This is a genomic window from Methanosarcina sp. 2.H.A.1B.4 (genome assembly GCF_000979385.1).
Classification (GTDB): domain Archaea; phylum Halobacteriota; class Methanosarcinia; order Methanosarcinales; family Methanosarcinaceae; genus Methanosarcina.
Genome location: NZ_JJOV01000058.1, coordinates 1 through 8,484 on the forward strand (window position 1 = coordinate 1; position 8,484 = coordinate 8,484).

The 8,484-nt window shown below is 36.3% G+C and carries 5 protein-coding genes; 3 read left to right on the forward strand and 2 right to left on the reverse strand.

The genetic code is table 11. The features are described 5' to 3' along the window. Positions 1-228: 228 nt before the first annotated feature. A complete protein-coding gene (locus EO92_RS09430) occupies positions 229-1,815 on the reverse strand; it encodes a right-handed parallel beta-helix repeat-containing protein (RefSeq protein WP_048171164.1) in 1,587 nt (528 codons plus the stop codon). A 752-nt stretch (positions 1,816-2,567) separates the two neighbouring features. On the opposite strand from EO92_RS09430, the gene EO92_RS09435 reads away from it, so the two are divergent. After that, positions 2,568-3,194, forward strand: a complete 627-nt coding sequence (locus tag EO92_RS09435; protein ID WP_048171168.1) for a serine O-acetyltransferase — start codon at positions 2,568-2,570, stop codon at positions 3,192-3,194. Positions 3,195-3,867: 673 nt separating this feature from the next. Then, on the forward strand, positions 3,868-5,673 hold the full coding sequence (locus EO92_RS09440) for a hypothetical protein (protein WP_048171166.1): 1,806 nt from the start codon (positions 3,868-3,870) through the stop codon (positions 5,671-5,673). Positions 5,674-5,938: 265 nt separating this feature from the next. Here EO92_RS09440 and EO92_RS18525 read toward each other — a convergent pair whose 3' ends face one another. Beyond that, the gene (locus tag EO92_RS18525; RefSeq protein WP_235283271.1) at positions 5,939-6,763 is read right to left on the reverse strand and encodes a hypothetical protein; all 825 of its coding nucleotides are present in this window, start codon (positions 6,761-6,763) and stop codon (positions 5,939-5,941) included. 931 nt (positions 6,764-7,694) lie between these two features. On the opposite strand from EO92_RS18525, the gene EO92_RS18530 reads away from it, so the two are divergent. Further along, the gene (locus EO92_RS18530; protein WP_235283272.1) at positions 7,695-7,838 is read left to right on the forward strand and encodes a hypothetical protein; all 144 of its coding nucleotides are present in this window, start codon (positions 7,695-7,697) and stop codon (positions 7,836-7,838) included. The last annotated feature ends 646 nt before the right edge of the window (positions 7,839-8,484 follow it).

An 8,484-nucleotide genomic window follows, 5' to 3' on the forward strand; every position in this document is an offset into this window, starting at 1 on the left:
ATTATATCGCATTCTACAGCAGCGATGTAGGGAACATAAATCAGGTGCCAAAACTTCAACTGGTATACAGCTAAAGGCCTGGATGTCCTTTAAGGAGGTGATCCGAAATTCTAGACTGCAGGAAATGTTAATTTCCCAATGCCTGCTTTTCGGAAAAACCTCTTTTTACCAGTGAAACCCACTTTTCGAAGTATTTTTTGATAATCAATAGTTTTCCCGACAGCGTTTTTAAAAAATATTAAAAAAGAATATCCTCATCAGGGCCCTGGATGGAACCACCTGATGCCACCAGGCCACATATCCGGGCATTATCCCTGACTTTGATGCTTCTTCAGTGTTTCCGTATCTTCCTATATTGATCCGTTTTCCATTGTCTTCGGGCTCATTTGAGTAGTCAGAGGAGGAATAACCTGCATCAATGCACGGAGAACTTATGCGATCCTTTATCCAGGATTTCCCATTCCATCTACCTCCTGTCGATCTAAGATGGTAATCATGATTTTTCGGGTCTGCAAAAAGAGGATTTGCATAGATATCGCTTTTTGATTCTGTGTTGATATAGTCTCCAGCTTCATTATTAAAGAGGCAGTTATTTTGCAGCACGAAGGTATGTGTTCCAGGGAGGTAATTGATCACGCAGTACCCTGTTCCTCGCGGATCTTTCTTACGCTTAAGGGTATTTACTATAATGTTGTTGCGGATAATGGTAGTGTATCCTGTACCAGCAGGGGAAAGATCGGTAGATTTGCCTTCAGGGTACATATGGATTACTGCAGCATGGTATACACCATCAAATACATTGTTCTCAATAAGAGTATCGTAAAAGCCACTAGTTACGATACCACCCACCCAATCGATGCTCGGATTCGTGCCAGTGCTATAGAAGATATTGTGATGAATATGGACATTTTGCGCCTCTTCTCTTGAGTAAGAAGAACCGTATCCTATCAACCATAACCCGGGTCCAAAGGTGTTGTGGATGGTATTATTATATACTTCGATATCATCCATGACAGCTGAGGACTTCTGGATCTGAATTCCGGGTCCGCCTGCATCCTTATCATAGGAAGAATCAATAAAGTTGTCATGGAATTTTACATGATTTGAATTCCATACTCTGAGGCCGCTATTAGTCCTGCAGGTTATCGTATTATTCCAGGCTTCCACATTCTGAGATTCAATAGCATAAAGCCCGTCATGTCCAAGCAGAGAGATTGTGTTATTATAAAACTGGATGTTTTCACCGTAGTGAATTCGTAGTCCATCGCCGTGGCCATCGTGCATGTACATATTACAAACCGTTATGTTTTTTACTTGACCAAAATATATACAGTTGTAATATCCTTTTCCTTTTGGAGTTTCGGTGTTGCCATTGTGATTCCCGTCTATCTCAAATCCTCTTACAGTAAGATTGTTTACAGAACCCTTGCTGCCAATTAAGGGTATCATAGGAGAATTAGTCCATCCTGCATGGTCAACTAATTTGACAACAGCGGCTGAATCACCTTCAAGAACCGTGTTACTACTTTGAATGTAAATGGTATTATCGATGGTATAGGTAAAAGGACCTTTAAGATAAACGGTGGTGTAATCGGGATTTTCGGCTAAGAATTTAAGGGCCTGATTTATCTGTACATCATCGGCTTTTCCGTCACAGTTGAAGTCACCGCTACCGTCCCCGGCGACATAAACTGTCATACCCGATGCAATGGAAATCGAAGCCGTTTCCGTTAAGGTCAAGAAAAAGAGAATTATAATGTAAACTCTTAGTTTTTTTATATTTCCCCACCTACATATCCAATTTTTTTCACCCATTCTTTGTCCCCGTGTTTTTAACTATAATAACAAAACTTAAACAAATTGTCGTGGGGAATAACCATAATCCCCTATCACGGGGATAAATAATCTCGTTATCCTTTTCACACCATCAATTTTTGTCTCGAAAAAGAGCTTTAATGGAATGAGATCGAATAGAGACCTAAAACGCAATAAAGGTTCCATCAGGAATTAATTTCCGTCTACCTGGAGACAGCATTCACCACCAGTACATAACTATTCATTCTTAATAAACATTATCAATTAAACGTCTCTATTAAACAATAGTATCAATTTGATGTAGTTCCGAATTATTCTCCCACCAAGTGGATGATACTTTAAACGATCTAATATCAGAAAATTTCGATAAATCCTGACTCGTCGGTATTAGGAGATTTACGTCTCACTAAGTTAGCTTTAATTCATGAAAACTGTTATGATTTTGTTCTAAAAAAGTGATGCAAAAATATTCAATAAGCGAAAGAGAGTAAGAGGGAAATATAGAAAATTGTTGCATTTGAGCTTTGACAAAATCAAGTACAATAAACGAAATATCACAGGAATAACGTCCTCTGTTGTCAAAAGGAAGTATGGAGAAGTACTCAGGCAAGAAAGTTCTATAATCAAGTCAAAGAAATAAATATTAAACTGATAGTGTAACATAAACAAAAATGTTGTAAAAATAATTGCATAAAATCAAAGATTTTTATAGAGCCGAAAAATTGAAATTCTATAACTCAAAAGTAGAATCCATGATAAAGTCAAAACAGGAATATAAGTATTATTTAGAAGCAGATAGAATTGCTTTAGGCAAAAAAAGGAAAAAGCCGAGGTTATTTTTGGATGAAGTATGGGTATTTCAGAGATTATTAAGAAAAGTTGAGTACTATAAAAATTGCAAAAATTCCCTTTTTTACCGTCCCTACTATTATTATTTATATTTAAAGTATCACCTACTAGGCATATTCCTTGGTTTTCTTATTGAGCCAAATGTTTTTGGTCCTGGGTTATCCATAAGTCATCCAGGTACGATTGTAGTCAACGGAAATACAAAAGTAGGTGAAAATTGCAGGATACATGTATGTACGGTCATCGGAACTAAAGCAGGGGCAGGATATGAAGATTTGACGCCAAAAATAGGAAATAATGTTTACATTGGTCCTGGAGCAAAAATATTTGGAGATATAGAAATCGCAGATGGAATAGCTATAGGAGCTAATTCAATTGTAAATAAGTCCTTTACAGAACCAAATATCGGGATTGCAGGGATTCCAGCTAAGAAAATAAACGATAGGGGTTCTGAAAAACTGGTCCCAAAAGAGTTACTTATAACATTAAAAAAAGATTATCCTAAAATTTTTGAAAACCTTGAGGAATGATCGGATATTACCAGAACTTCCATCATGGCTTCTCATTTCCCGTATGACCCGAATCTGCTGTAAATTCTAAGCCAAACTTTTGTACACAGCACATGAAACGGGTTTATTAATATCGAGTTTTCGATTAGAGATCTTTTTAAAATTTGTAATTTTACAGAACTTTCGGTACGCTTCCTGGATGTTGATATTTCGGAATTAGAGCTCAAGCACCGGCCATATAGTTTGTTTTTATCTACTGTACACCGGCGGGCTCAAGCCTTGCGTGGCGAATGAAAGAATGTGAGATATCATTTGTGATCATTTCGGAATAATACCAACCAATTAATCAGGGAGCAACAGAAATAAGAGGATCGATTAAAAAGAATTTTGTGTGAAAGAGTTCATACAATAACAACAATAGTGCGTATTAGAAAGAGTTACTTCACATTATAGTTGGTAAAGACGTTTTAATAAAATAATTAAGTATTAATTAAAACAGTCAGAATAAGAAAAGAAAAAGGAGAGAAAAAATAGAAAAAAATATATTGAAAAAGAAATTACTTTCGCTTGAAAGTTCCGGTTTGTGCAAACTCCAAGAAGTAGAGTTGCTGCTTTAATAGATGCGGATCGGGACTCAGAGAGTAGATATTGTAGAGATAATACTCTATAATTATCAAGAAGGACGGCGGGCACGTTGAAAAAAGATACTAATCGAATCTTAACCTTTCTGAGCTCTATTTCTTTGTTACTTATAACTTATGGTCTCTTTGAGCTCAAAGGAATTCCGCCTGAAGGATATGTAGCTAGTATCTATGACCAGCTTCCATTACGTTTGTATCTGATCCTGCTCTTTTGTTATTTTTCTTCCTGTATACTTGTGCTTTCATATAGAAAGACACCTGCAATTATCATACTGCTCCTTATTCATTTTACGGTACTGATCATCCCTTACATGCTTGGATACGTTTCTATTGGGAGATACGGAGAATTTTCATATATGGGATTGGCAGAAAATAATGGATTTTTTGATATTTCAGGTTCTTCCGCCATTTCAACCCTTTCTCCTACGGGTCCGCTGTTAGTTTTACCCCTGGATTTGATCTCAGGGCTGGGGGCACAGACACTTTATCACTTTTTACCGATATTTTTTTCGATTCAATTTATTGCCGGAATGTTCATGTTATGCAGAACATATATGCTTCGGGAAAAACTTGTTGGGTTAACCTTACTCTCCTCGTTTCTTCTATACTTCTGGCGTTTTCAGTTTTCAGTTTTTCCTTATTACCTCTCTTTTTGCATGATCCCGATCTGTCTTTTTGTACTGAAGAAAGCACTTTCGGATAAAAACAGGACGATGCTTATTAGTTTTCTTTTTATGATAACTTTGCTTCCATTAGCTCACCCTTTTATTTTTGTATACATCATTTGTTTTTCTCTACTCCTCATTTTTTCAGGTAAAATATTGAATTGGGGAAGACATCTCAGCAAAATATTTTTCGATATTCTTGTTGAAGATAATGTATCCAATTCAAATGGAAGAAAAATTGTTTTCCTCTCTATTCTGACGTTTACCTCAGGAAGTATCCTGTTCTGTGCGAAATATGCTTCCCGGTTTTCCCAAATTTTACCTCATGATTTTTCCCGGCACGTTGGGACTTTATCAGTGACAGGCCTGACCAACGTATTAGAAATAGAATCCAATTTAGAATTTATACATTATTTTAATCTATATTATGGCAAATATTATATTCCGTTAATCTTCATTGTGATCAATTCCATAATCGTATGGCAGAATCGTAAAAGGTTTTGCCACCATTTTATCCACACGTATCCCTCCTTTTTAGTCCTCTACGTCGGATCTTTTTTCATTGAGTGGGGTTTCCTTTTAAACCCTTTTAACCCTTATCCTGCGGAAAGATTTGCAAATTTAAGTTTCATAATTTTTGCTCAAATACCCCTGCTGGCTTATTCACTCTATATCATATTTCTCAGAAAGGGGAATGTGCTTGGTTTTGCATCTGTGGTTCTGATCTTATGCCTTCTCTGGACCTTTGGTTTCTTCAGCTGTTTCAGTTCTCCATATACTGATGGAGTATCTGAAGGAGTTTCACAAAATGAGGTTAGAGGAATGCAGTGGTTATCCAGAGTAAAAACGACCCCTGATTGCGTTATATCCTATGAGGACAAGAATATGGGAAACGCTGTTCTGTCAGGCTCTACCAGCAATTTAAAAAACTCTGATTTAATTCCTTTTGAAACGTCTTCGGGGTTCATGTCTGTCCCTAAATACTATTCTGAGGATATAATCCATTTAAAAAATTCGTCAGAAAATGAGCCATTCTATTTTGTGGTGACCACTTTTTCGAAGGATTTGAGTTTGAATGAATCTAGATCGGAGACCCAGACATCTGTCGGAAATGTGTTCATACCTCCTGAAAGCTATCCTCTGCGCAAGATCTATGACTCCCTCAATATAGAAATTTATGAGCACGCCGCTTAAATGAGCACGTCCCTTGAGTTTGTTAAGAGAAAGGGATGGAAAAAGAAAGCTTATCCACAAAAAGCAGAAGATGAGAAAGTTATAGAGAAAGATAAAAAAGCTTGAAGGGAAGCTAAGGATTTGTTACGAAATAACCTGGGCAACGCATAATTATTTTGGGCTTTAATCGATGGGCTTGCTTGTGAAACTGGGGGGAGTACAGTCAAAAAGTTGCACATGTTATTTCGCGGTGGGTCCTTAGATAGTAAGCAAGGGCTCAATGGACTCAAGACCCGCCAATAAATATATCTTCTGCCGGACTCGAATAAATTTTATTTATTTTATTCAGATTGCGATTCATCTCCAGTTCATTTTCAGAAGTTCCCCTGTAAAAATAATTGGCGCTTTCGACACCATTTCCTCCTTCACTCAAATATAAACCAGCCCGGAGGAATTCCCTGGTTCTAATCACGATATAACCACTATACTGAGCGAAGTTGTTCACATCAGCAATTCTGTAGCTCCGGAAAAAAGAAAGGTTATTTTCTTCGGAAGCCCCCGGAATCCGAGGGAAATAAAAATACCTGGATGCGTAATAATCGGAGTAAATGTAAGAGCCAGCAGGAACATAACACTTAATATGCTCAAACCCTCTCAATTCAGGGGCTGTAAAATACGGATGTGCGGATTCAACAATGAGACTCTCAGAATCCGAGATACTGTAGACAGAAGAAACAAAGACGAAAGTAGAGAACAATAAAAAAATAAAGAATAAAGGATAACCTTTTTTAGAGGAGGACTTTGACAGATAGTTCCAGAATACATAAATACCGTAGCTCATAACAAAAGCCATAAAGGGGCTGACAAACAGCTTGAATCTGTCAATCCTGAATAAGACATGCAACTGCCAGATAGTATTGAGAGGATTCGGGATATAAAAGATAAGAGTAAACAGGGCGAATAGCCCGAATACTGAAGCATAGTTGTTTTTGTGTTTTTTCAGGAGAAAACCAATCCCAATTAAAGCAAAAAATAGAAAAACAGAGCCGTCAAGATATCCGACTAAATTAATCAGATATTCATTAACATTTCCCAAACCTTCGGATGTCAAAACCATTGAGTCCCATAACTGACTCTGTAAACGTATGGTTATACCCCTTTGGACAAACAGGTATGCTACAAAAAACCAGTATGATGTAAAAATAACATTTAACAGGATAAAAAAGGGTTTGCTTATATAACTGCCAACGTTGACAAGAGATTCGCAAACAAGGAGAATAACTAATAACAGGACAAACTGGGGCAAGGAAACGTTATGCACCAGTGTTAAAAAAAGCACGACAATGACCGAAAGTATTTTTAAAGAGAGTTTAGACTCTTTGAAATTTACACTGTAAAGTAGATACAGTAATACGACGAACATTACGAAAGACATTGTCCGGGTGATCATATTTGCACCGTAATAAAGCACAACCGAACTCGAAGAAAAGAGCAAACAGGAGAGCAGGGAAATCTGGCGATTCTGAGTTATAGAGAGAAAAAGGTAGTAAAGAAAAAAGATAGTTATTGCATAAATCGGGGCAGTTATTAAAAAAAGAGAGGATTTTATACCCATATGTAAGATGAGAGAGGATGCAGCGACCATTATGTGATACAAAGGAAAGTATGCATAATCGGTTAAAGAAGTTGAAACAATATGCCCTGACATTGCAGTCATTTCTGAAAGTAAAATATGGGGCATAATGTCAGTTGTCCCAAAGTAAAGATCATAATTTAACGTAACACTGTAAGTAAGGTTTAACAGACTTAAAAAAATCTCCGCCAGGATAACGGAAGGATTTGAATTTTCAGAAAAAATTTGCAGCAAAATCAGAATATAAAGTAACACAATAAATATAAAATAATACCAGGATCTGCCCCCTTGAGACAATAAAAGGGTGCTGACTGAGCCAAGATAAAAAATTCCAAATAGATAGATTAAAGAGTTTCGACTTATAGAAGGAAAAATAAGAATATCACTTAGTCCCATATCTTTTTTGTAAATGAATAATACAATAATACAGGAAATAACTGCAGGGATTCCAGTAAACACCCCTCTAACTACAAAACCAAATTTTCCAACCGCAAACATCCATAAAAATGCAAATAATACGGCAAAGATTACGCATAATGGAAACAAAGAGTAGATAAATTTCATCTGCTTGTTATTATTATTAGCAGAATTGAACCCCTTAACTTCATTCAATATAGACATAGTATCCCCATTAATTCTTAAACCTCATAATCTTTAAACCCAATACAATTCAGATCAGACTTAACTTGACAGACCGTATTAAACTTGAAGTATAGAGAAAAAATTTTAAAAACTAAATGACATTTACAGATAGGTCATTGATTAAGAAGATTTTGCTTTGAAAAATCCCCCGGCCATCCAAAATGCTCTGATTACTTTAATTTTCATATTACATAATCAGTTACAGGGAATTGACACTAAATTCCCTGTCAATAAAAGCAACAAGATCCTCTTTGACATAAACGGAATAACTTAGGCAAAGAATAATTTAGTTGAAGCTAAATCAGTCATCTTGCTAGTGAAAGTTATTTAATCAGTCCTGAATATTGCCATGTTACTTCGCCGCAGATCCTTAAAGCGATTTTTGAATAGACTTAATGAATATTAAGAAGCGCTTCAATACATTCTTCAATGAATTTTTCTTCGTTGCGAATACCTGCTACAACCGAAACAAAAGGATATTCCATAAAATGACCCCGTTTTTAACCTTTATTGTTTTCGAATCTGTTCATTTAGAAATATCATTCGTGAAATGGCGT